The sequence below is a fragment of the Heyndrickxia sp. FSL W8-0423 genome (genome assembly GCF_038009395.1).
GTDB classification, from domain to species: domain Bacteria; phylum Bacillota; class Bacilli; order Bacillales; family Bacillaceae_C; genus Heyndrickxia; species Heyndrickxia sporothermodurans.
In genome coordinates, this window is record NZ_JBBPBE010000001.1 from 2378185 (window position 1) to 2401815 (window position 23631).

Genomic DNA, 23631 nt, shown 5'->3' on the forward strand with positions numbered 1-23631 from the left:
TTAAATAGGAAGGGTAATTAATACTTCTGTACCTTTATTTAATTCACTTTTTATTGACAAATTCCCATCAAATGATTCGATAATTCTTTTACATACGACTAAACCAAGACCAGTCCCGTTTTCCTTTGAAGTAAAAAAAGGCGTAAAGATTTTTTTTAAGTTTTCTGGGGAAATTCCTGTTCCATTATCAGAAATAGAAACATAAGCATGATTACTTTTTTTTTCTAGATTAAGTAACAATTTGCCTTCTGTTGGCATAGCTTCAAGGGCGTTTTTTGTTATATTTAGGACAACCTGTTTTAATTGGTCAATTGTTGCCAATACTGTTATTTCCTCAGATTTAATTTGATAAGAATAGTGGACATTATATAAATTTGCCTCGGAATAAATTAATGGGTTTAAGTCATTAATCACTTGGTCTAAATCAATTTTTTCCATTTTTTGAACGGTAGGCTTGCCGAGTATGAGGAATTCATTAACAATTTGATTGATTCGATTGATTTCCTTGTGTAAAACCGAAAAGTAAAATTGGTCTTTCGGATCTTTATATTTTTCTGATAATAATTGTACGAGTCCTTTAATACCAGTTAACGGATTTCGGATTTCATGGGCTGTACTCGCTGCAAGAGTACCTACAAGTTCTAACTTTTGAGCATCATTTTGAATTTTTTCACGTTCTGCTTGTCGTTTGATTGACAATGAATGGAAAAATAAATAAATAACATGTATGATAGTCGTAATGATTAAGAAAAATATAAACGTTTTAATGACAACAGATTTAATTTTTGTCGTTTTTGGAATTAATGTGATTTTCCAAGGTACCCTTTCCAGTGATGTACTGACATAATGTTTAGTTGGATTAAGCATTAATGAATCATCCGTTGAAAAAATAGGAACTCCCTGCTCACTTTCAACATGCACAAATGTATTAGGTGTTAACATTTGAATAATATTAACGATATAATCTGTGCGGATATGTGCCACGATTATTGCTTGTACGACATTATTCTTTATTACCGGTGTTACGATGGCGATGACTTTTTTATTGTTTGATAATGTTTCCACTTGATCGGATACGACGGATTGATGAGTCTGGTACACCGTCTTAATATAGCTTTGATTTTTAAGATTGTATTGTTTCAAATAGTCATTTGTTCCAGTTATGACATTTCCGTTCTTATCTAAAAAATAGATTCCTCCGTATCGCGGGTCTTTCCCGCTAATTGTATTAAGAGCTGTTTTCACATCGGAAACATTAGTAAAATTTGATTCAAATGTTATTGCCAATACCTCTAAACTTTTTATTGTTTCTCCAATTACTTGATCCAACTGTCTTTGATAAATGGATGCATCACGTTCTGTCTGCATAATTGATTTTTCATTATTTTTTTTAAAGCTATAGTACCCATATGATAGAGTCATCAATAGAGCAGGAACGAGAACTAAAGTAAAATATAGTGACATTTTTTTAAGATTATTTTTCATGGAAGTACCTCTATTTAGATAATTACTCTTTTATCATAGTATAAATTGTATTAAAATAATAGAAATCTTATAGTTTTTCATATGTAAAAGGTAAAGGAATGGATTGAATGGATAATGGAGTTCAGCAATCGTTAAAATTATTTATTGTATTATCTAGAGCATTTCGGGCCGTAAATGAATATACGAATGAATTTATTCAGAAAAACGGCTTAAATCCGACAGAATTTGCTGTACTAGAACTACTCTATCATAAAGGCGATCAGCCATTACAACAAATTGGGGATAAAATATTATTAGCTAGTGGAAGTATTACGTACGTAGTAGATAAATTGGAAAAGAAAAAACTTATTGAACGTGTAGGATGTGCAAATGATCGACGGGTTACATTTGCTCACATTACTGATCAAGGAAAACAATTTATCGAATCCATTTTCCCGGAACATCAAGATCGAATTCATCAAGTGATGTCCGTTTTAAGTCCGGATGAGAAGGAAGTAGCAATTGAATCGTTAAAAAAGATTGGATTAAATATTCCCCACTTATGATAGTGAAATGAGCATTTCTTGACCGAAGAAATGCTTTTTTCATTTAAAAGGAGGTATTCTAACTATCTATATCGAATAAATCATGGATTGAATAATTTTAGTGAGGTGTATGTAATGAGTGTGAAATTCGAGAATTATGAATACAAAAGACCGAATATGGAAGAAGTAGAAGCGTCTTTTCATAAAGAACTTGAAAAATTTAAACATGCAAAAAATGTAGAAGAGCAAAGTGAAGCAATGAAAAATATTAATAAAATAAGCAATGAGCTAGGAACGATGTTTAATCTTTGCTATATTCGTCATACGATTGATACGAATGATGAATTTTATAAAGCTGAAAACGATTATATGGATGAAGTTATGCCGTTGGTAGAAGGTCTATCATCTGAATACTACCAAGCGTTAGTATCATCTGAGTTTCGTACAGAACTTGAAAACAGGTGGGGGAAGCAGCTTTTTGATTTAGCAGAAGGAAAGTTAAAAACATTTTCTCCTGAGATTATTCCTTTATTACAAAAGGAGAATAAACTTACATCTGAGTATACTAAGCTAATTGCCTCTGCAAAAATTATGTTTGAAGGGGAGGAAAGAACCCTTGCACAAATTGATCCGTTTACAGAATCGAAAGACCGTGATACGAGGAAAAAGGCAGTAGAGGCGAAATTTGGATTTTTCGTTGCTCATGAGGATGAATTTGATCGTATTTATGATGAATTAGTAAAGATTAGAACCGAGATTGCATTAAAACTTGGTTTTGAAAATTTCGTTGAACTCGGTTATTATCGTATGTCACGCATTGATTATAATGCCGATATGGTGGCGAAATTCCGTGACCAAGTGAAGGAATATATTGTTCCGCTTGCGACTAAATTAAGAAAACGTCAACAAGAACGGATTGGTGTTGACTCTCTTAAGTTTTATGACGAAGGTTTTCAATTTGTATCAGGAAATGCTGTTCCGAAAGGATCTCCTGAATGGATTATTGATAATGGCAAAAAAATGTATTCGGAATTATCGAAGGAAACAGATGAATTCTTTACATTTATGAATGAGAATCATTTAATGGACTTAGTGGCGAAAAAAGGAAAGGCGGGCGGTGGCTATTGTACGTATATTGAGAATTACAAAGCACCGTATATTTTCTCAAACTTTAATGGTACTTCGGGTGATATTGATGTGTTAACACATGAAGCCGGCCATGCTTTCCAAGTTTATTCTAGTCGCCAATTTGAAATTCCTGAGTATAATTGGCCAACACATGAAGCTTGCGAAATCCATTCAATGAGTATGGAATTTTTCACATATCCATGGATGGAGTTATTCTTTAAAGAGGACACAGATAAGTATAAATTTGCCCATTTAAGCTCCGCACTTTTATTCTTACCTTATGGTGTCGCTGTGGATGAATTCCAGCATTTTGTTTATGAAAATCCAAAAGCAACTCCTGCGGAAAGAAAGCAAGCATGGAAAGATATTGAAGCGAAATATTTACCGCATCGTGATTATGACGGCCTAGAATATCTTGAAAAGGGCGGATTCTGGCAAAGACAAGGTCATATCTATGAATCACCATTCTACTATATAGATTATACACTTGCCCAAATTTGTGCATTTCAATTTTGGAAAAAGTCGCAAGAAAATCATGAAGAGGCATGGAAAGATTATATCCATTTATGCAAACAAGGTGGAAGCAAATCGTTTTTAGAACTAGTTAAAGAAGCAAATCTTATTTCGCCATTTGAGGATGGATGTGTGGAATCCGTCATTGGTACTATTCAACAATGGCTAGATCAAGTGGATGATAGCAAGTTATAACAAAAAAGGAGAAAAGCTTATCGCTTTTCTCCTTTTTTGTTAATTTTTAATGGAAACGCTGATTGTATTGTCTTTAAGAGTTGCTACTAATTCTTTTTGATCTGGATGATCTAAAATATAATCTGCAATGCGATCCTCTAATTGCTCTTGGATTACTCTGCGAAGCGGTCTTGCTCCGAATGCAGGGTGATATCCTAATTCCGCAAGTTTTTCTTTTACCTCATTTGTCACCTCTAATGAAATTTGCTGTTCGGCTAATGATTCATTTAATTCATTAATCATTAAATCAACAATTTCAAGTAGGTGTTCTTTCTTTAAAGATTGGAACTCAATAATATTATCGAACCGGTTTAAAAATTCGGGTTTAAAAAAGCTACCGAGTGAATCAAGAATGCTTGTTTCTTTGACGGCGTTATTTTGACCAAATCCGACATGTATTTCTTTAGTAGCTGTACCTGCATTGCTAGTCATGATAATAACTGTATCTTTAAAGCTTACTGTACGACCTTGGCTATCGGTTAGCCGTCCGTCTTCAAGGATTTGAAGGAACATATGCTGTACATCTGGATGTGCTTTTTCGATTTCATCTAACAGGATAATGCTATACGGATTTCTGCGAACTTTTTCCGTTAATTGTCCAGCTTCATCATGACCAACATATCCTGGAGGTGAACCGATTAATTTTGATACACTATGTTTCTCCATAAACTCACTCATATCAAGACGGATCATCGCATCTTTTGTACCAAATAATTCTTCGGCTAATGTTTTTGTTAGTTCGGTTTTACCGACACCAGTTGGACCTACGAAGAGGAAAGAACCAATAGGACGATTTTTTGATTTTAAACCTGCACGGCTGCGACGAATCGCTTTAGCAATTTTTTTCACTGCTTCCTCTTGGCCGATTACTTTTTTTGCTAAGTTTTTCTCAATGTTTTTCATTTTTTGTTGTTCGTCTTCTTGTAGTTTACCAACTGGAATTCCAGTTTTTTGTTCAATAATTTCCTGAATGAGGGATACATCGACAATTGCTGAATGATTCGTTTGATCATTTGCATTCAATGTTTTTTCTAATTTTTCCTCTTCATCACGTAATTTTGCGGCAGTTTCATAATCTTCTTTTTCTAATGCTTTTTGTTTTTCTGATTCTATTTCAACAAGCCGCTGTTTAATATCTGCACGATCGGTAGTACCGAAAGTTAAATTTAATTTCGAACCTGCTTCGTCCATTAAATCAATGGCTTTGTCAGGTAAATAACGATCTTGAATATAACGATGTGATAGGTTGACACATGCGTTTATTGCTTCGTCAGAATATTTTACTTGATGATAGTTTTCATATTTTTCTTTTAATCCGTTTAATATATTGATTGCTTGTTCGATTGTCGGTTCACTCACTTGAACAGGTTGGAATCGACGCTCCAATGCAGCATCTTTTTCTATTTGACGATATTCTTTTAATGTTGTCGCACCAATGACTTGAAGCTCACCTCTAGCCAAAGCAGGTTTTAATATATTTCCTGCATCCATAGAGCCTTCAGCGGAACCTGCACCAACAAGCAGATGGATTTCGTCTATAAATAAGAGAATGTTTTTTCTGCTCTGCAATTCTCCTATTAATTGTTTCATACGCTCTTCAAATTGGCCACGAATTCCAGTATTTGCAACTAGTGAGGCAACATCTAATAAATATACCTCTTTATTTTTTAATTTAGCCGGAACATTGTTTTCTGCAATTTTTAAGGCAAGTCCTTCTGCGATTGCTGTTTTACCAACACCAGGCTCACCAATTAATACTGGATTGTTTTTATTACGGCGGTTCAATATTTCTATTACACGATTAATTTCTTGATCCCGGCCGATAACAGGGTCGATTAGTCCAGCTTTAGCGATATTCGTTAAATTTTTACCGAATTTATCGAGAAAGCTGTTATTACCTGTATGTGACGCTTCTTGAGTGTTCATATTTACTTCAGAGAAATTTCCCAATCCTTTAAATAAATCTTCAAATCCGTTCATTGAAGGAATTCCACCAAATGGTGTTTTCTTCATTGCAAATTCCTTTTGATAACATTCGGAACAAAGATGGAGATTTTGTGTATGACCATTGATATTTACTCGTAATTGGACGTTTGCTAAGTTCATTTGACATTTTTGACATTTCATAAAAGCATTCCTCCTTAAATAGCAATGAAATGTTTTTCGAAAAAATTTGATTTTGACTAACTTTGACCTATTTGATCAAAAAAATGATGGTTTGTTTTTCTGACCATCTTTGACCTTATGAATTTATCATACACCCATTTTTATATTTTGTAAACTATTTTACTGACCATTTTTGACCTTTTTATTAAAAATATATTGTTGTCGTAATTTTAATTGCTTGTACATATGGTTTAGTAGTGGATACAAAGGTATTGTAAAAAGTTCTATGAAAACTAAATAGTTGTTTAGGTTACTTTCCATTTATTAGGTGGGGAGCTCCCGCAATCGCTCTTGACAAACACGCCAATGGTTTGATCCAAGGTTAACAAGGGCGAAGGGGACAAAAAGAAGGCATACCAAATAAGCCCTTGGTATTTTCATTTTAAACCATTGGCAAGTTCGGTTTGTCAAGAGTTCGCTCCGCCGATTGCTAAATGGTCCAAGGGCTCTGCTAAACAAAAAGTTAGGCGGATCTTTGTTCGACTATCCATCGTTGAGCTAACTCGATGAGCTTTGTCCAACGCGCAGGCATGGTAGGAAGTCCTGATAACTTTGGATTCACAACGGGTACCTTGCCCTCTAGGGATGCATGTGGTCGTAGAAAGTTAAAATACGCCGCAAACAAGGTGACAAAAGAAACAGATCCATGATCCGATCCAAATCCTTGTGTAGAGCGATAATTTCCTTTAAATGTGCGATTCAGTCTTTCGATAATCTGTTTTAACGGTCTGTATTCGGTTGAGATGGGATCTTCATTTGTCAGCCCGATTACTTGCTTCACATCGAAAGAAATATCATTCTGAGCGAAGAAATGCTGGGCTAGAAGATAGATTGGATTTCCATCTACTACGAATGTAAGGTTTTCAGGGATCTCTTCCATCTTCAGTAGGACGTCGTTTATCGCTTGAATGGCGGATGCTGTATCACGATTAGGCGACACTCGGTACGAAAGGACGATCTTTTTCACCGCGTCAAAGAAGAAAAAGAGATAATGCCATTTTCCATTGACCCGGATATAGGTTTCGTCACCACAGAATTGATCTGAAAGCTCATAAGGATAGTGATCCACGTAAGGTTTAAGTAAAAGAGCCACACTATTTTCGTAGTTCAATATCGTCTGATGAGAAATAGCTACACCGTGAACATCCTGCATAAGGGCAGCGGTCCTTCTTGCGGAAAGACCGTAATTCACATGGTAGGTCAATATCAAACCTAACGTATGCGGAGAAGCATAGATTCTAGACAGATCAACAACTGGCAACTCCGGTGAATTCTTGGATAATGGTTGAAAATCAATGTGGAATTGGCGAAAAATATACCTTAACTTAAACGACTGGGGATCCTTTTTAAACTGTTTCTTTTCTTTGGAAGACATACCGTTTAATTTCTTTTGATAATACGGACAGTCGTCGTTTTTACACTTAAACACATCGAAATCTTTTCGCTCCTTGATCTTATCGAGTGTTTTAGAACAATGAGGACATTTCAAAATGGCCTCTTTCGAAAAACGATTCTTATCGCTGAAAAGGCAAGAACATACCTTGCATTGATACTGTCCCTTATCACCATTATTGGCATAAAGATAATCAGATGGTGCACCACACTTAGGACATTTCATTCCTTTAGGTACCGACACTTTTGCGTTCTTGTGTCTTCGAACGGGTTTAAGAGATTTCCCATGCTTCTCTTGGTACTCCGTTAGGAGATTTCGATAATTCAGCTTTTCTGGGATTTCGATAATGGGAAGATCATCAACTTGTAGTTTTCGATAAGGTTTGTTAACAGGCTGCTGATCTTTCGGTTTATCAAACATACTCTTCCCAATAAGTAGGGTGAGTAATGTTCGAATTATTTGTTCTTGGAATTTTATAAAAGTTAGTAAATAGGTTATAATTTGAGGGTACAACTTGTCACTTCCTTTTCTAAGGTTGTTGGGTGTGTGGTAACCTCAATTATCCTTAGATTTAGGGGGGTGGCAATTTTTTTGCTCAAAAATCCCTCTATTAAGGTAGTTTATAGCCTATTTTATATAAAAGTTTTGACAAAACGGATACAAATGTGAGGGGATGTTAATGAAAAAGTGGGTAGGGGCATGTCAAATTGCTGCAGTTTATGTTGGAACAGTAATTGGAGCCGGTTTTGCAACTGGAAGAGAAATAGTTGTGTTTTTTACGAAGTATGGATTTATCGGAATTTTATCTATTCTAATGGCGGGATATTTATTTATTGTATTAGGTTCAAAAATCATGGTGAAGGCCATTGATCTTAAAGCACATTCATATGAGATTTTTAATCAATATGTATTTGGAAAAAGCATTGCAAAGTTGATGAATATATTTATGTTGTTTATGTTGTTAGGTGTTTGTGGAGTTATGTTTTCAGGTGCAGGTTCCGTATTTGAAGATCATTTAGGAATCGATAAAAATATAGGAATATTTCTTACCATTGGATTAACGATACTCATTATGATTATTGGAACGAAGGGCGTATTTGCAGTTAATTCTTTCGTCGTACCGATGATGGTTCTATATAATTTTATCATTATGACACAATCACTCGTAGCCCCAAATTTTGCTGATACATTTTTTCATATTCCGGAGATTGATAATGGATGGAAATTTTTTTTCTCACCATTTTCCTATGCAGCCCTTAATTTAACATTAGCCCAAGCTGTGCTGGTGCCAATTGCCTATGAAGTGAATGATAAAGAAATCGTCAAATGGGGGGGTATTATCGGAGGCGTTTTATTAACCCTTATTTTAATATCCAGTCATATTACACTCATTATGCTACCGAACGTAACCCAGTATGATATTCCTATGGCGATTATTGTCCAAAATATGTTCAGCAGTATTTATTTTATTTATGTAGCAATAATTTACGGTGAAATTTTCACATCGATTATTGGGAATATTTATGGTCTAGGAAAACAACTGCGTCGATATATCTCTTTGAAAATGTTCTGGATATATATAATGATCATTGCCGTTGTAACGTTAATTAGTAAGATTAATTATGGCACACTTCTCTCATTTTTATATCCATTATTCGGTTATATAAGTCTATTATTTATCATTTTATTATGGGTAAAAAAAGACAAAATAGACCTCAAAAAATAGGCCGGTTCAAAGCCTTTTTTTGAGGTTTAATGAAGTGGAAGAACAACGATTAGCAATAAATCAAAAATTAAATGGGAAATAACGACAAGCGGGATGCTTTTAAATTTATAATAAAGCGTACCCCACACAATGCCTCCAACTAATGCGGCGAACATTAAAACAATATTACTTGAATAGATAAACACAGAAGCGTTTAAAATGGCAGTTATTAAAACAGGAATCCAACCTTGAATCTGTTTCATCAGTCTTTTTTGAATAAAGCCACGCCAAAAGATTTCTTCGCCGGGTGCCATAATAAATACTAAAACAAAATAATGCCAAACCCATTTTGGAGAAAGCAAATCATAAGTTTTGATTACTTTATTCTCTAAGTATGGAGAAACGATGGAGAAAAACCAGTCTCCAATCCAAAAGACTAAATATAAACCAATGCCGGAAATAATCCCTTTAAACAAGTATTTCTTAGTCGATACATCATCATCGGTCTTTTCATTAACGATAGAATAGCTTATAAGTAATAATGATACTGCAGTATATATGTACCAAAAGATTGATTTATCATGAAATGTAATATACAACAATACATGCGCTAACAATATACCTAAAATCAGCTTAATATCTGCCGCGCTGCGTTTCATTTGTATGTAAACTCCCCTCGACTATACGATAGAAAACAAAACAACTTATAAAGTATATTTTAACAAATATTAAAAGCAAATAAAATATTTGAGCGTATGAACAATATGTAAATAAAAGGATTAAAAAAATTGACTATTCAAGCCAATTTTTTTAGTCCTTTTATGCTTGGATTGATTCTTGGATGATCGTATAATTTTTATGATTAATAACCGTTTTTTCTTCTAGTTCGAGTTCTCGATAATTCTCCATATATGTTAAGTCAACAATTACTGAGTTTTCATTCACTTTTTCAACAACGCCACGCAAACCGTTTTTAAATTCAATAACATTTCCAACATCGGCTTTTTTCATCTGACGTCCCCCATTTCGTGTTATTTATTATAATTTTCTAATATCTTCTATTAAGTTTGCACCATTCTATAGAAATTTTCAAGTTTTTAAACAATATTTTGCTCTTTTGTATTAATGCGGAATGTGTTAATTTTATTAAAGGCTTGTTTAGTATCATCGATATGGAGTGTGGTTCTTTTGACACAGGAAAAAATAATGGAGTTGCTAAATCAGCTACGAACAGGAGAAATTCAGGAGTTGTATGTTGATAATGCAGATTTCTATGATGTACGAAAGGTTCTCGTTGAACAGGAGGACTTTAAACATTTTCAAGGAATCGCTCAACGAAATGGCCATGTAATTTATAAATATTTAGAAATACCTAGAAGCTAATTTAGTGCAATAATAAAAAACAACTCAAAATTAGAAATCCTGTAAAGGTCCTTAATGAAGGGAATTCATAACCTTTTAAAATAATGTAATACTATAAAGTGAGCAATAAATTTGTCATCTTTTTAAACGCGTGGTACCCTTAACAATTGGAGAGTCTTATTTCATTTCCTATTAATTTTTATTGACGAAATGGGATAGGTGGCTTATTTTGTTATAAGAACAATATAATTTATTTATAAAGGAGAATATTACAAATGGCACAAAAACAATTTAAAGTTATCGCAGATACTGGAATTCATGCACGTCCGGCAACATTGCTTGTACAAACAGCAAGTAAATTTGACTCTGAAATCCAACTAGAATATAACGGAAAACAAGTAAATTTAAAATCAATTATGGGTGTAATGTCTCTTGGAATTGGTAAAGACGCTCAAATTACAATTAGTGCAGAAGGCAGCGACGAAGCGGCTGCGTTAGAAAGTCTTGACGAATTATTGAAAAAAGAAGGTTTAGCTGAATAATGTCAACAATATTAAAAGGAATAGCAGCTTCTAATGGAATTGCTATCGCTAAAGCATACCGTTTAGTTGAACCTGATCTATCGTTTGAAAAAAAACAAATTGATGATAGTTCAAATGAGGTGCAACGATTTAAAGACGCGATTGCTTCGGCTACTTCCGAGCTTGAAGTAATACGAAATCATGCGAATGAAAAACTTGGTGCGGATAAAGCAGCAATATTCGATGCACATCTTCTCGTACTTAATGATCCGGAGGTCATTTCATCTGTTGAAGGAAAAATTAACGATGAAAAAATAAATGCGGAAAGTGCATTAAAAGAAACGACTGATATGTTCATTATGATGTTTGAACAAATGGATAATGAATATATGAGAGAGCGTGCAGCCGACATTCGCGATGTAAGAAAAAGAGTTCTTTCACACTTATTAAATGTGAAAATTCCGAACCCAAGCTTAATTTCAGAGGAAGTAATCGTCGTTGCCGAGGATTTAACGCCGTCTGATACAGCCCAACTTAATCGTGACTTCGTTCAAGGATTTACGACAAATATTGGGGGACGTACTTCACATTCTGCAATCATGGCAAGATCACTCGAAATTCCGGCTGTCGTTGGAACGAAGACTGCCATTGAAGATATTGCAAATGGCGATATTATTATAGTAGATGGTTTAAATGGGGAAGTTCACATTAATCCAACACAAGAAGTAATTAATCAATATAAACAAGAAAAAGAAAAATATGAACAGCAAAAAGCTGAGTGGGCAAAACTTGTAAATGAAAAGACTGTTTCCAAAGATGGCCATCACGTCGAACTAGCGGCTAACATTGGTACTCCTAACGATTTGCAAGGTGTACAAGCTAATGGTGGTGAAGCGGTTGGACTTTACCGAACAGAATTTTTGTATATGGGAAGAGATCAATTCCCAACAGAAGAAGAACAGTTTGAAGCCTATAGAGCTGTTTTAGAAGGTATGGAAAACAAATCTGTTGTTGTCCGCACATTAGATATTGGCGGGGACAAAAACCTTCCGTATTTAAAATTGCCGGAAGAAATGAATCCTTTCCTTGGCTTTAGAGCAATCCGTTTATGTTTAGAAGAACAGGATATGTTCCGTACACAATTACGTGCTCTTTTACGTGCAAGTGTATACGGTAATTTAAAAATTATGTTCCCAATGATTGCGACATTAAATGAATTCCGTAAAGCGAAAGCGATTTTATTGGAGGAAAAAGATAAACTTCAATCTGAAAATATTCCAGTATCGGATCAAATTGAGATAGGAATCATGGTTGAAATTCCTTCAACAGCTGTCCTTGCTGATCAATTTGCGAAAGAAGTTGACTTCTTCAGTATTGGAACAAATGATTTGATTCAATATACAATGGCAGCGGATCGCATGAACGAACGCGTTTCTTATTTGTATCAGCCATATAATCCGGCCATTTTACGCTTAGTAAAAATGGTTATTGATGCCTCACATAAAGAAGGTAAATGGACTGGCATGTGTGGTGAGATGGCGGGTGACGAAATCGCAATACCAATTCTTCTTGGTCTTGGTCTTGATGAATTTTCGATGAGTGCATCTTCTATTTTAAAAGCACGTTCACAAATTCGTTCTCTGAACAAATCAGACATGGAAAAACTAGCTGAAAAAGTTTTACAACTTCAAACAAATGAAGAAGTAATTGAAGCTGTAAAGAATGTTACTTCATTGTAATTGAGTTGTTAAAATGAAATTGGTTTAATGATCAGAAATAGGTGGTAAAGTTAATTATCTCAAGATTGAATTGAAGGTAATCCTTGAGGTGAGTAATTTCTTTCTCATTTTTCCCCCTATTTTCTTTTGACAGACGATAAATTTCGTCTGTTTTTTTTATTTTGTAAAAATTAATGAAACGTGTATCATGAATCGTTTATACTTATAGAAAGACTTGTGGTAATAAGTCAAGAGAAAATCCATAAAAAATAAAGTTGATTTTGGACTTTCAAAGGAAAAAAAGGCGCACTGAACTAAACCCGCACCATCACAAGAACGCTTGTTCGGGTTTGCTGAAAGGATTCAAAAGCAGCTATTTGCTTTTGAGTTACACGCTCCTTTTTGGCGTGTAGAGTTGGTGATTGCGTAGTAGCACATCCACCAAACGCACTAATTTTCTTGCAGTCATGACAAGGGCTCTTTTGTGTTGAAATTTCGGAACTTCTTTATACTTCTTTAAGTAAAATTCACGATAGGCGGGTTCATTTCGTTGGACCGAGTTGGCAGCTTCAACTAAGTAATAACGAAGATACTGATTTCCCGACATGACTCGTGGTGTTCGTTCCGATTCATAGTCGCCTGATTGCGATTTTTTCCAGAAGAGACCGGCATATTTAGCTATTTGCGCTTGTGTTTCAAATCGATCAATTTGACCGATTTCGGCGATAATCCCTGCCGCATAAACCGGACCAATACCCGGCACGCTTTTCAAGCACTGTCCTTCTGGAATAATGTGAAATAGGGACTCAATCCCTTTTTCTAACTCTTTGACCTGGTTTTTAAGTGTTTGAATGAGTTTGGCATAGGTGGCCAATACGACATCAACGGAGTCCTGTACGACCTTGCCTAAACGGTAGGAGTCACGAATCGCCTTTTGGATGGATTTCGCAACTTTTTCTGGCTGACGAAAGCGACCTTTTCCTCTCTCTTGAAGGAACTCAGCCAGCTCTTCCAGCTCCATCTGAGCGATCTCATCCAGCGAAAAGGATTCAGCGAACAACTCCATCATGGTCGAACCAAAAACAGAAGTATCTACTTCATTGGTCAATGTATTGCACTTGTAATAGAGATTTTCAAGGAAATGCTGCTTACACTCGGTCAATTGATGAATGACCTGATAACGAGAACGCGTTAAACGCTGAAGGGCAACATACTTTTCTTCCTTGATGATGGTTTTATTATAGCGCCCAAACCGAAGAAAGTCGGCAATCCGAAATGCATCAATTTTATCGGTTTTATCTTCTTCAAATAAGCCTTTAAACCGATGGATCGCCTTTGGATTTTGAACCACCACTTCCACCCCAATCCGTTTTAAGTCGGCATCGTTATCTAAAAGATGCGCAGGGTGAAAGCTATACACAGAGGTGGATTCCATGCCGACAATGATTTTTTCGTAATGGGATTGTCCATGATAAGCTAAGATATTTTCTTTAATCTGGTTCGCTCCATGAATATCGTTTGGAAAAGTCGTTTCTTTTAAACGTGTGTCTTCGCTGTCCAGAAAACACACATCAAGTTTTTTAGAGCTTACATCAATACCTACAAATAAATTCACGGAAAGGACCTCCTTTCATTTGATTATGGAATAAGCTTGGATACTGCGGGATATCCCTAGAAACAATGGTCTGGCAACAGCCTCGCGTATGAGTATTCAAAAGGTGCGTCTCTAAAAGCTGCCCCAATGTCCACTAACATTGGTATAGAAATACACCGATACAGCTTGTGTGTTTGCAGTACAACCATTGTCTGGGTCACAGTCTTTAATCGTAGTCGAACTACAGGAGGAAACAGCATATTCCCAGTTGGATCCATTCCAATGTCTATTATCCAGGGATATCCCCCAGTATCCAAGCAATTCGGGTTGTGCTATTTATGAATATAAAGAGAGAGCAGCATTGCCTCCATCATAGATAGCAATATCTTAATTATTTAGTTATCAAAGAACAATAAAAGCAATTTCTAAAACTTATTATACGAGGAGGAATGTTTAATGGAACTTGGATTAAAAGGGAAAACTGCCTTAGTTATCGCTTCAAGTCAAGGATTAGGAAAAGCTATTGCAAAAGTTTTTGTACAAGAAGGAACGAACGTATTGTTGGCTAGTAGAAATGAAGAACAATTAAAGTCGGTAAAAGAGGAGCTTTCTAAAGTTGGGACTGGAAAAGTTGACTTTATTGGCTGTGATATTACTGACCCCGGGCAAATACGTGCGGTAGTGGACAAATTAGATCGTGAATACGGTTCATTAGACATTTTAATTAATAATGCAGGTGGACCACCAGCCGGAGGATTTGAAGAAATTTCCGATGAGCAATGGCAGAATGCATTTGAACTTAATTTGCTATCCTACATAAGGATTATTAGAGAATGTTTGCCATTGTTAAAGAAAAACGGTGGGAAAATTATTAATATCGCCTCTTCTTCAATTAAAGAGCCGATACCAGGTCTAATCCTTTCTAATACTTTTAGAACGGGAATCGTCGGATTGTCTAAATCGTTATCAATGGAACTTGCAAAATATAATATTTTGGTAAATACTTTAGGCCCAGGTCGGATTGCTACTGATCGAGTGAAACATTTGGATGAAATTAATGCAGAGAAAAATAATAAATCAATTGAAGAAGTGGAAGAAATGGAGAAACAAACAATTCCGCTAAAAAGATATGGGGAACCGGAGGAATTTGCAAATATTGTCGTATTTTTAGCTTCCGCTGCTAATTCTTATGTGACTGGCAGCAGTTTTCTAGTAGATGGAGGAAAAATAAAGTCAATTTAAATAGGTTTATCTATATTTAAAAAGGGTAAAATAAGCTTAAGCATAAATTGGAGATTTTTTCTCACATCCCCTATTCTTTTCTTAAGAGCCCTGTTTCACGGGCTCTTTTTTTGTACATATTAAAATATTTAATTGTCAAAGGAGAATTTCAGTGGATAAAAAACAATTAGCGGTTGGTTTCATTGGAACAGGCATTATGGGGAAAAGTATGGTCCTTCATTTATCAAAGGCGAATTATGAGCTTTTTGTTTATAATCGATCTAAAGAAAAAGCAATAGAGCTTATCAATAATGGCGCAACATGGTGTGATACTCCAAAAGAGGTTGCTGAAAAAGCGGATGTCATCATTACGATGGTTGGCTATCCATATGATGTAGAAGAGGTTTATTTTGGTTCGAATGGGCTAATCGCTCATGCTCGTAAAGGAGCAACTCTAATTGATATGACAACATCTACACCAACTCTCGCAAAATCGATTTATGATGCTGCGAAAGAAAATGACTTATATTCATTGGATGCACCGGTTTCCGGAGGAGACATTGGAGCAAAAAATGGAACACTTACAATAATGGTTGGTGGCGATAAAGCCATCTTTGAAAAAGTGTCACCAATTTTATCATGTTTTGGACAAAATATAATATACCAAGGTTCAGCAGGAGCGGGCCAACATACAAAAATGTGTAATCAAATCGCCATTGCTACAAATATGATTGGCGTGGCTGAAGCACTCGTATATGCGAAAAAAGCCGGTTTAGATCCTGAAAATGTTTTGAAATCCATTAGTGCAGGAGCTGCTGGAAGTTTTTCATTGTCAAATCTAGCTCCAAAAATGTTAGTGAATGATTATTCCCCGGGATTTTTCATCAAACATTTTATTAAGGATATGGGAATCGCATTAGAAGAGGCTGAAAAAATGAATTTACACCTGCCGGGTCTCTCACTTGCGAAAAAACTTTATGATCAGTTGGCAGAAAAAGGTGAAGAGAATAGTGGAACACAAGCTTTAATCAAGTATTGGGAATAATTTTTAGCCAATTATTCAAACTAAATATGTCTGATCTTATTTATGTTTGGAGGAAGAAAAATGGCGAAACGTACGAAGAAAAATGATGCAGATCAAAAAAATAAAAAAGGCTTTGATTCAGCTGTATTAAATGAAGAATTTGCACATGAAATGGGAAGTGCAGCAGCTAATAAAATCCATAAAGACAAAGCCAAGAAAGAAAAAGCAAGTAAAAACAACGGAAAGTATAAAGGTCAATAATAAAATAACAAAAGCGTATCCACATCAAAGCCGTGAGATACGCTTTTGCAATTATTTCATGCTATTTAAATACGTTTCTAATCGATCCAATCCCTTTTGAAGAACTTCTGTTGAACAGGCGTAGGATATACGGAAATATCCTTCGCCGTATTTAGAAAAGGCACTTCCGGGTACTACGGCCAATTTTGCCTTATTAGCCAAATCGAGAGCGAAATCAAAAGAGCTAGTTGAGAAATTTTCCGGTATTTTAACAAAAAAGTAAAACGCACCATCCGGTTTAACATAGTCCAATCCCATTTCTGATAATCGTAAACCAACATATTCTCTTCGCTTAAAGTATTCTTCCCGCATTAATTTTGCATCATCTATGCCAGTCGTTAGTGCTTCAAATGCAGCTTTTTGTGAAATTGATGATATACACGATACATTATATTGATGTACTTTTAGGAAATGCTTACAAACGGATTGATCTGCAAATAAAAATCCAACTCGCCAACCTGTCATTGAATGAGATTTTGATAATCCGTTTATGACGATCGTTTGTTCCCTTAAGTCTGATGCTATTGAATAGTGGGCATTATCATAAACAAGCTCGCTATATATTTCATCCGCAATGACAAAAATATTCTTCTTCTTTAGTAAGGATGCGATTTCTTTAATTTCTTGTTCAGATAAACTTACACCTGTCGGATTAGAAGGGTAAGGTAAAATGATACATTTTGTTTTGTCTGTTATATACGGTTTAATTTTTTCAGCCGTTAATTTGAACTGTGAATCCCTTGTATCAATATGGACGGGAACTCCCCCGCATATCCGGATAATTGGTTCATATCCAGGATAAATAGGTCCGGGTAAAATAACCTCATCATCTTCCGTTAAAATCGTTCGTAAGGCAATATCAATCGCTTCACTGGCACCGACAGTAACAATTACCTCATCTTCAGGACGATACGTTAATCCATATTTTTTTAATACAAACTCACTCGCTGCTTTTCTTAGATCGAAGTAACCGGCATTATGTGTATAAGAAGTAAAGTCTTCTTCAATCGCTTTTATTCCAGCCAGTTTCACATGCTCCGGCGTAGGAAAATCAGGTTGTCCGATTGTAAAAGAAATTAAATCATCGATATCACTCACCATATTAAAGAACTTTCTAATTCCGGATATTTCAATGTCTAATACTTGTTTATTAAGTAAATGTTCCATTATCTTCATCCTTTTATCCTGCTTTTTTATATTTTATCATGACTAAGATGGAATAAGAGAAAAATTATTGCAAAATGACATTAAGAATTATAGATTTCATTTTTTAGATAACAGACAATATGTTTATTTCGTGGTATATTTACAATGAATAATTGCGAAGGGAAGTCTTTTATGGAAAGTTCAAATGGAATCTTATTAGATAGTGGAACGAATGAATTAGAAATAATAGAATTTCAAATACATAACAACAGTTTTGGAATTAACGTCATCAAAGTTAAAGAAATTATACAACCTCTTCCTGTGACATTTATTCCTCACGCTCATCCGTTTATTAAAGGGATCATTCAATTAAGGGGAGAGGTATTGCCTGTTGTCGATTTAAGAAAAGTTCTTCAACTTGGGGAATCGACAACTAATGCCGATGAAAAATACATTGTTACTGAATTTAATAAACAAAAAGTAGTGTTTCAAGTACAAAATGTTACTCAAATACATCGAATCTCATGGGATCAAATTGAAAAACCCTCCGATTTATATTCCGGAGATGGCGCACAAATAGTTGGAGTAATAAAGAAAAATGACAATATGATTCTCATGTTAGATTTCGAACGCATTGTTACTGAAATAAATCCGGAAACAGGAATTAATAAAAATGAAATAAAAAAGCTTGGTAAAAGGGAACGCTCATCTAAAAGAATCGTCGTTGCTGAAGACTCTTCTTTATTAAGAAAGTTGATTCATGACACATTATATGAAGCGGGATATGAAAATGTGGAATTTTTTGAAAATGGTAAAGATGCCTTTCAATATTTAGAATCGATACTCATGGCAGGTAAAAATATTTTAGATGAAGTGCAATTAATTATTACTGATATTGAAATGCCACAAATGGATGGCCATCATTTTACTAAGAAAGTGAAAAACAATGAGCAGCTATCACAAGTACCAGTCATTATATTTTCCTCATTGATTACTGACAGTTTACGACATAAAGGCGAAATCGTAGGCGCAGATGATCAAGTAAGCAAACCTGAAATAAATCAATTAATATTAAAAATTGATGAACATATAAAATAGGGCTCTATACTAAAAGATTGTTGCTTTTCTTTAAACACTAAATAATAATAAAATGGACTCTATTTTCATAGTAGTCCATTTTATTATTTTTAATATCGTTCACCAAGTTTTTTGAAAATGGGTCTTGTTGCTTTTGGCCGATGCTGTGTATGTTGAAGCTCACAGATACCTGTATATCGTTCCAACAATTGTTTAGCTTGATTAAGCGATACGCGACATTTTGGGTTTTTTGAAGAGTGATCAAGTTTTCCTAGATGTGGTAGTTCTTGAAAGTCTTGTTTTGAAGGTGGAATATGGAAAGTATAATCTCCACATTTTACAAGGACATCAGATTGTTGTTTACTATACTTTGGATTTTCTGAAAAGTGTAGTCCTACTTTACTAGCCTTTTTTTCAATAATCATTTTTTCAATTGTCGCTTTTTTTAGCTTATACAAATACTTTGGATTTGTAGCCGTCTTTGCATGACGATTCACTGTAAAGATTGCTTGAGAAAGGTTTAAAATTGTAGGCTTTAATGGAGTGGATTCGTGCGAATTCAAAAAAAGATCTCCTTTCATATTTTTCGAAATAATTCTTTCGTTTGTCCATTCAAAATAAAATATTAACCATATTATACTACTTATGTCCCGTATTGCAAAGCTTGTCTGAAAATTAACGATTTTATTAAACCTCTTATTATCCTAATTGACAAAAAATATAGCACGGAATATAGTTAAGGTTATCAACTGTTTAAGGGGTGAACTATTTGGAAAACGATAAAATAAAATTATTAATAAAACGATATGAAGATGTTTATCTATTCGCTACAAAAAGAATATCGTCAATAATGTCTGAACAAGTACTGGACGGTTTTTCTATTGAACAATTTGCGATTTTAAGAAAGTTATATAATCGAAAATACATAAGAGCATCGGAATTAGCTGAAGAACTTTGTGTGAATAAGAGCGCAATTACAGTGAAAATAGAGAAATTGGAGGCAAAAGGATTCATTTTACGTCAAAGAGACAAAGACGACCGTAGAAATATCTATCTTTCTCTAACAGAAAAAGGTCAGATAATTTATGAACAAGGCGAAGCAAAGATCGAGAGCTTTGTTTCTAAGTATTTAGAGAAGTTAGATCCTAAAGATTTTGAGGCATTCATCGATCTGTACGAGAAAATTCTTTCAATCATACAAGATCATAAGGAGGAAACTAATGTATGAAGGCGATTGTCCGTTTCCGATGGATCGTATTAGCGCTATGGATTTTAGCCGCTGCTTTATTAATATGGAAAGCACCAAATATGGAACAACTAGTCCGAGAAAAAGGCCAAATTACCGTTCCTGATGGATACCCATCAACCTTGGCACAAGAAATAATTGATAAACACGCAACTAATAAATCCCATTCAGAACCATTTATTGTTATATTCCATAATCAAAAGAAATTGACTAAAGAACAGACGGAAAATATAGAAAAAACGATTAATCAATTAAAAGATAACAAGGATAAACTAGGAATTAATGAAATTACTACCCATTTTGGTCAAAGCGATTTAAAAGATCAGCTTGTAGCGAAAGACGGTAAAACTATCCTCGCTATGTTGGATGTAGATATGGAAAACAAGGAAGTAAAAGACGTTCGAGCAACACTTAACAAAGCCATCCAAACACCAAACGTTGAAACGATGATGACGGGTAATGGGCTAATTAATGAAGATGTTGTTATAAGTTCACAAAACGGTTTGAAAAAAACAGAGATCATCACAGTCATATTTATTTTAATCGTATTAATTTTAGTTTTCCGTTCAGTCGTAGCGCCGATTATTCCACTTGTTACGGTAGGTTTAACGTATCTCGTTAGTCAATCGGTTGTTGCCTTTTTAGTCGATAAACTGAATTTTCCTTTATCGAATTTTACACAAATCTTTTTAGTTGCTGTCCTTTTTGGGATCGGAACAGATTATTGTATATTACTTCTGAGCCGTTATAAGGAAGAACTTTCAAAAGGAAATGACACTTTCGGTGCAATTTTAGCTACATATAAAAGTGCCGGTAAGACAGTTGTATTTAGTGGTTTAGCAGTAATGATTGGTTTTGCATCGATTGGCTTTGCCAGTTTTAAACTATACCAATCCGCTTCTGCAGTTGCTATTGGGGTCATTTTTTTACTAATTTCATTGCTGACGATTGTACCATTTTTTATGGCGACATTGAAAAATAAGCTATTCTGGCCGATTAAAGGTGACATTTCACATTCACAAAGCAAACTTTGGGGCTGGATGGGAAACTTAGCCATTACTCGTCCGCTCATTGCACTATGTATAGTAGCAATTTTTACAGTCCCTTTACTCATTTCCTATGACGGTGATTTATCATATAATTCATTAGACGAAATAGGTGAAGAATATGAATCTGTAAAGGCATTTAATTTAGTATCTGATAGCTTTGGTCCGGGTGAAATTATGCCAGTTAAAATTGTCATGGAAAATGACGAATCAATGAAATCAAAAGAATATTTAGGGTTAATCGAAAAAATTAGTAATGATTTATCACATACAAAAGATATAGAAAAGGTACGCAGTGCAACAAGACCTGTCGGAAAAATATTGGAAGAATTGTATGTGAAAAATCAAGTTGATACGGTAAGCGATGGCATCAAAAAAGGAAATAAAGGAATCGGAACGATTAAAGATGGATTAAGTGATGCTGCAAAATCACTTTCAGAATCAACCCCTAAATTAAAAGAGGCGACAGAAGGGATTGGAGCCCTACAAAATGGGACGGTTAAACTCCAATCAGGATTTGGTGATTTGCAAAATACCCTTTCCAAAATTGAAGAGAATATTAGAAAAAGCGGTACAGGAACAAAAGAGATTAAATCTGGAGTGAAGGAAGCAAAAAAGGAAGCAATTAAGCTTAAAAATGGTGCCAATGAATTGCTGAAAAGCTACCAAACCATTTATTCCGGATTGGATCAACTTACTCCGAAATATATTGAAGTAAATGCCGGGTTGAAAGAAGTTCAAAAAGCGCTGGCAAATCTAAATGGTAATTTCACTGCTATAGAAAAAGAGAATCCTAGTTTGCAAATAAATCAAAATTATATGGAAATAAAATTAACAGTTCAAGGAATCTCACAAAAATTAAAAACGGAATTAACACCAGGAATGAGTGCGCTGAATGCAAACTTAGCTAAAGTAACTAATGGACTATCTCAAGCAAATCAAGGTTTATCAAAAATTACGTTTGGGTTAAACAGTTTTGCATCCGGATTCGATCAAATTATTTCAGGTTTAGAGAAAATTGAAAATGGCCTTACATTGCTTGCAAATGGTCAAAATAAAGTAGTAAATAAGCTACCCGAATTTTCGAATGGACTGAATCAGATTGCTGAAGGTCAAATTAAACTTCAAAAAGGTTTTAGTCCGCTTAATGGTCAGATGAATCAGTTATCAGATGGATTGACTCAAAGTGCTGATGGTCTTGGAGAAATTAAAAATGGACTTTCCGACGCCAATTCATTTTTAAATAAAATGTCTAAAGAAACACCAATCCAACAGTCCGGTATATATATTCCTGATGAATTAATAAGTAATAAGGAGTTTCAACAAGTATTTAACGTCTATTTATCTAAAGATGGGAAAGTAACAACATTCGATTTAGTACTAGATGAAAATCCATATTCTAATCAAGCAATGAAAACGATTAATGATATTGAAAATACAGTAAAAACATCAATAAAAGGAACAAAATTAGAAAATGCCCATATTGGTATTTCAGGAATTACGAGTATGAATCATGATCTTCAAAATATGTCAAATGCTGATTATAATCGAACGGTGATGTTTATGCTCGCAGGGATCGCACTAATTTTAGTCATTCTCTTACGATCCTTAATTATGCCAATTTATCTAATCGCATCGTTACTACTAACCTATTACTCTTCAATGGCGATTACTGAGCTGATCTTTGTTAATCTACTTGGTCATTCCGGGATAAGTTGGGCGGTACCTTTTTTCGGTTTTGTTATTATCATGGCATTAGGTGTAGACTATTCTATTTTCTTAATGGATCGATTTTCAGAATATCGCCACATAAATGTTAAAGAAGGTATGTTACTTGCAATGAAAAACATGGGTACGGTTATCATATCTGCTGCCATTATATTAGCGGGTACCTTTGCTGCGATGCTTCCTTCAGGCGTGATGTCATTGCTGCAAATTGCTACAATCGTGTTGTCAGGTCTATTATTCTATGCCTTTATCATCTTACCGTTGTTTGTACCCGTTATGGTAAGATCTCTTGGAAAAGGAAATTGGTGGCCCTTCATTTCTAACAAATAATTTAACGGGCCGGGTTTAAAAACCTGGCCAAACTTTAGAATAGACATTTTTAATTATTTTTTAAATGCCTATTCTTTTTTCTTAATTCCTTGTAAAATAGACAATAATAGAGAAAAAACAACAGATTTTTTATGGGTTAATTGGATAACAAGGGTAAAAAAAGGATGAGA

At 34.7% G+C, this 23631-nt stretch carries 20 protein-coding genes; 12 read left to right on the forward strand and 8 right to left on the reverse strand.

What is annotated here, in order from left to right:
• Complete coding sequence (locus tag MKY81_RS12110; RefSeq protein ID WP_341117903.1) at window positions 1-1485, reverse strand: ATP-binding protein; 1485 nt, start codon at window positions 1483-1485, stop codon at window positions 1-3.
• A gap of 107 nt (window positions 1486-1592) precedes the next feature.
• On the opposite strand from MKY81_RS12110, the gene MKY81_RS12115 reads away from it, so the two are divergent.
• Both MKY81_RS12115 and MKY81_RS12120 read left to right on the forward strand, forming a co-directional pair.
• On the forward strand, window positions 1593-2030 hold the full coding sequence (locus MKY81_RS12115) for a MarR family winged helix-turn-helix transcriptional regulator (RefSeq protein WP_066227863.1): 438 nt from the start codon (window positions 1593-1595) through the stop codon (window positions 2028-2030).
• Between the two features lie 120 nt (window positions 2031-2150).
• Window positions 2151-3845, forward strand: a complete 1695-nt coding sequence (locus MKY81_RS12120; protein ID WP_066227971.1) for a M3 family oligoendopeptidase — start codon at window positions 2151-2153, stop codon at window positions 3843-3845.
• Window positions 3846-3884: 39 nt separating this feature from the next.
• On the opposite strand, the gene MKY81_RS12125 is transcribed toward MKY81_RS12120, so the two are convergent.
• Window positions 3885-6011: an ATP-dependent Clp protease ATP-binding subunit gene (locus tag MKY81_RS12125; protein ID WP_066227860.1), complete on the reverse strand. Its 2127-nt coding sequence runs from the start codon at window positions 6009-6011 to the stop codon at window positions 3885-3887.
• A gap of 502 nt (window positions 6012-6513) precedes the next feature.
• Entirely contained in the window at window positions 6514-7956 is a 1443-nt protein-coding gene (locus tag MKY81_RS12130) for a DDE-type integrase/transposase/recombinase (RefSeq protein ID WP_108073408.1), read from the reverse strand.
• 166 nt (window positions 7957-8122) lie between these two features.
• Between MKY81_RS12130 and MKY81_RS12135 the strand changes: the two genes are divergently transcribed.
• Window positions 8123-9169, forward strand: a complete 1047-nt coding sequence (locus MKY81_RS12135) for a YkvI family membrane protein (RefSeq protein WP_108072968.1) — start codon at window positions 8123-8125, stop codon at window positions 9167-9169.
• Window positions 9170-9195: 26 nt separating this feature from the next.
• On the opposite strand, the gene MKY81_RS12140 is transcribed toward MKY81_RS12135, so the two are convergent.
• Window positions 9196-9807, reverse strand: coding sequence for a CPBP family intramembrane glutamic endopeptidase (locus tag MKY81_RS12140; RefSeq protein WP_108072970.1), 612 nt, complete (start codon window positions 9805-9807; stop codon window positions 9196-9198).
• A gap of 160 nt (window positions 9808-9967) precedes the next feature.
• Window positions 9968-10159, reverse strand: coding sequence for a YkvS family protein (locus MKY81_RS12145; RefSeq protein ID WP_066227846.1), 192 nt, complete (start codon window positions 10157-10159; stop codon window positions 9968-9970).
• A 177-nt stretch (window positions 10160-10336) separates the two neighbouring features.
• Here MKY81_RS12145 and MKY81_RS12150 point away from each other — a divergent pair, with 177 nt between their 5' ends.
• The 3 genes from MKY81_RS12150 to ptsP all read left to right on the forward strand — a co-directional run bounded on the left by MKY81_RS12150 (window position 10337) and on the right by ptsP (window position 12770).
• Window positions 10337-10531: a hypothetical protein gene (locus tag MKY81_RS12150; protein WP_066227844.1), complete on the forward strand. Its 195-nt coding sequence runs from the start codon at window positions 10337-10339 to the stop codon at window positions 10529-10531.
• A 254-nt stretch (window positions 10532-10785) separates the two neighbouring features.
• The gene (locus tag MKY81_RS12155) at window positions 10786-11052 is read left to right on the forward strand and encodes a phosphocarrier protein HPr (protein ID WP_066227842.1); all 267 of its coding nucleotides are present in this window, start codon (window positions 10786-10788) and stop codon (window positions 11050-11052) included.
• Window positions 11052-12770, forward strand: a complete 1719-nt coding sequence (gene ptsP / locus MKY81_RS12160; RefSeq protein WP_066227840.1) for a phosphoenolpyruvate--protein phosphotransferase — start codon at window positions 11052-11054, stop codon at window positions 12768-12770. The genes MKY81_RS12155 and ptsP overlap by 1 nt, the downstream gene beginning before the upstream one ends.
• Before the next feature lie 367 nt (window positions 12771-13137).
• Here the strand turns inward: ptsP and MKY81_RS12165 are convergent, their stop codons facing one another.
• Entirely contained in the window at window positions 13138-14364 is a 1227-nt protein-coding gene (locus MKY81_RS12165; protein ID WP_108073350.1) for an IS110 family transposase, read from the reverse strand.
• Between the two features lie 435 nt (window positions 14365-14799).
• On the opposite strand from MKY81_RS12165, the gene MKY81_RS12170 reads away from it, so the two are divergent.
• The 3 genes from MKY81_RS12170 to MKY81_RS12180 all read left to right on the forward strand — a co-directional run bounded on the left by MKY81_RS12170 (window position 14800) and on the right by MKY81_RS12180 (window position 16849).
• Window positions 14800-15585 (forward strand): SDR family oxidoreductase, encoded by a 786-nt coding sequence (locus MKY81_RS12170; RefSeq protein ID WP_108072972.1) that lies wholly within the window; start codon window positions 14800-14802, stop codon window positions 15583-15585.
• Between the two features lie 151 nt (window positions 15586-15736).
• Window positions 15737-16609 carry an NAD(P)-dependent oxidoreductase gene (locus MKY81_RS12175; RefSeq protein WP_280523960.1) on the forward strand — a complete coding sequence of 291 codons (873 nt, stop codon included), beginning with the start codon at window positions 15737-15739 and terminating at the stop codon, window positions 16607-16609.
• A 60-nt stretch (window positions 16610-16669) separates the two neighbouring features.
• Entirely contained in the window at window positions 16670-16849 is a 180-nt protein-coding gene (locus MKY81_RS12180; RefSeq protein WP_066227834.1) for a hypothetical protein, read from the forward strand.
• 51 nt (window positions 16850-16900) lie between these two features.
• On the opposite strand, the gene MKY81_RS12185 is transcribed toward MKY81_RS12180, so the two are convergent.
• Window positions 16901-18055, reverse strand: coding sequence for an aminotransferase A (locus tag MKY81_RS12185; protein WP_341117905.1), 1155 nt, complete (start codon window positions 18053-18055; stop codon window positions 16901-16903).
• A gap of 171 nt (window positions 18056-18226) precedes the next feature.
• On the opposite strand from MKY81_RS12185, the gene MKY81_RS12190 reads away from it, so the two are divergent.
• The gene (locus tag MKY81_RS12190; protein ID WP_108072976.1) at window positions 18227-19132 is read left to right on the forward strand and encodes a chemotaxis protein; all 906 of its coding nucleotides are present in this window, start codon (window positions 18227-18229) and stop codon (window positions 19130-19132) included.
• A gap of 89 nt (window positions 19133-19221) precedes the next feature.
• Here the strand turns inward: MKY81_RS12190 and MKY81_RS12195 are convergent, their stop codons facing one another.
• A complete protein-coding gene (locus tag MKY81_RS12195; RefSeq protein ID WP_066227826.1) occupies window positions 19222-19674 on the reverse strand; it encodes a YkyB family protein in 453 nt (150 codons plus the stop codon).
• A 206-nt stretch (window positions 19675-19880) separates the two neighbouring features.
• On the opposite strand from MKY81_RS12195, the gene MKY81_RS12200 reads away from it, so the two are divergent.
• The gene (locus MKY81_RS12200; RefSeq protein ID WP_108072980.1) at window positions 19881-20339 is read left to right on the forward strand and encodes a MarR family winged helix-turn-helix transcriptional regulator; all 459 of its coding nucleotides are present in this window, start codon (window positions 19881-19883) and stop codon (window positions 20337-20339) included.
• Window positions 20336-23461: an MMPL family transporter gene (locus MKY81_RS12205; protein ID WP_108072982.1), complete on the forward strand. Its 3126-nt coding sequence runs from the start codon at window positions 20336-20338 to the stop codon at window positions 23459-23461. Before MKY81_RS12200 ends, MKY81_RS12205 begins: the two co-directional genes overlap by 4 nt.
• The last annotated feature ends 170 nt before the right edge of the window (window positions 23462-23631 follow it).

Bases quoted from the DNA above. Each gene is read 5' to 3' on its own strand.
- MKY81_RS12185 (WP_341117905.1), bottom strand. From the start codon at position 18,055: ATGGAACATTTACTTAATAAACAAGTATTAGACATTGAAATATCCGGA.
- MKY81_RS12145 (WP_066227846.1), bottom strand. From the start codon at position 10,159: ATGAAAAAAGCCGATGTTGGAAATGTTATTGAATTTAAAAACGGTTTG.
- MKY81_RS12125 (WP_066227860.1), bottom strand. From the start codon at position 6,011: ATGAAATGTCAAAAATGTCAAATGAACTTAGCAAACGTCCAATTACGA.
- MKY81_RS12180 (WP_066227834.1), top strand. From the start codon at position 16,670: ATGGCGAAACGTACGAAGAAAAATGATGCAGATCAAAAAAATAAAAAA.
- MKY81_RS12140 (WP_108072970.1), bottom strand. From the start codon at position 9,807: ATGAAACGCAGCGCGGCAGATATTAAGCTGATTTTAGGTATATTGTTA.
- MKY81_RS12170 (WP_108072972.1), top strand. From the start codon at position 14,800: ATGGAACTTGGATTAAAAGGGAAAACTGCCTTAGTTATCGCTTCAAGT.
- MKY81_RS12135 (WP_108072968.1), top strand. From the start codon at position 8,123: ATGAAAAAGTGGGTAGGGGCATGTCAAATTGCTGCAGTTTATGTTGGA.
- MKY81_RS12190 (WP_108072976.1), top strand. From the start codon at position 18,227: ATGGAAAGTTCAAATGGAATCTTATTAGATAGTGGAACGAATGAATTA.
- MKY81_RS12115 (WP_066227863.1), top strand. From the start codon at position 1,593: ATGGATAATGGAGTTCAGCAATCGTTAAAATTATTTATTGTATTATCT.
- MKY81_RS12155 (WP_066227842.1), top strand. From the start codon at position 10,786: ATGGCACAAAAACAATTTAAAGTTATCGCAGATACTGGAATTCATGCA.
- ptsP (WP_066227840.1), top strand. From the start codon at position 11,052: ATGTCAACAATATTAAAAGGAATAGCAGCTTCTAATGGAATTGCTATC.
- MKY81_RS12110 (WP_341117903.1), bottom strand. From the start codon at position 1,485: ATGAAAAATAATCTTAAAAAAATGTCACTATATTTTACTTTAGTTCTC.
- MKY81_RS12205 (WP_108072982.1), top strand. From the start codon at position 20,336: ATGAAGGCGATTGTCCGTTTCCGATGGATCGTATTAGCGCTATGGATT.